Origin of the sequence: Streptomyces beijiangensis (assembly GCF_017315755.1) — a bacterium.
GTDB lineage: Bacteria > Actinomycetota > Actinomycetes > Streptomycetales > Streptomycetaceae > Streptomyces > Streptomyces beijiangensis.
This window is the reverse complement of sequence record NZ_JAFLRJ010001710.1, coordinates 1-470: the sequence shown is the minus strand read 5'-3', so window position 1 is coordinate 470 and position 470 is coordinate 1. Positions and strand designations below refer to the sequence as shown.

Here is a 470-nt window from a genome sequence, read left to right as displayed (position 1 = left end):
ACCGTGACTGGCACCGCGCCGCCGTGGCCACTTCGTTCTACCAAGTACCTACTTGGAAAGTCCAACCTTTTGTTAGGCTGCGCGTCATGACGCGCGGAAGCTACGACCAGTACTGCGCCGTGGCCCGGGCCCTGGACGGGGTGGGCGAACGCTGGAGTCTGCTGATCGTCGACGACATCCAGATGGGCTGTGGCCGGACCGGGCCCTTCTTCAGCTTCGAGGCGGCCGGGTTGACCCCGCCCTCGCCCTGCACCGTCTCCACGATGACGGCGGCGGGCAGATCCATGCCGCTGCTGCTGTCCTCGACCATGCTGTCTCGGGGTTTCAGCCCCGAGACCTGGCCGTCGCCGAACCCGTCGTAGGGCAGCCGCCAGGTGTGCCCGAGGGGCAGGCCCGCGCCCGCGCGTTTGGCGGCGTTGCCGGTGACGGCCAGGGACCCCAGCGACATGCCGTGGAAGGCCCCGGTGAAG

General features: G+C 68.9%; 1 pseudogene. It reads right to left on the bottom strand.

The features are described from left to right. Window positions 1-214: 214 nt before the first annotated feature. Window positions 215-470, bottom strand: a pseudogene (locus J0695_RS43335) (aminotransferase class III-fold pyridoxal phosphate-dependent enzyme); the annotation flags it as partial.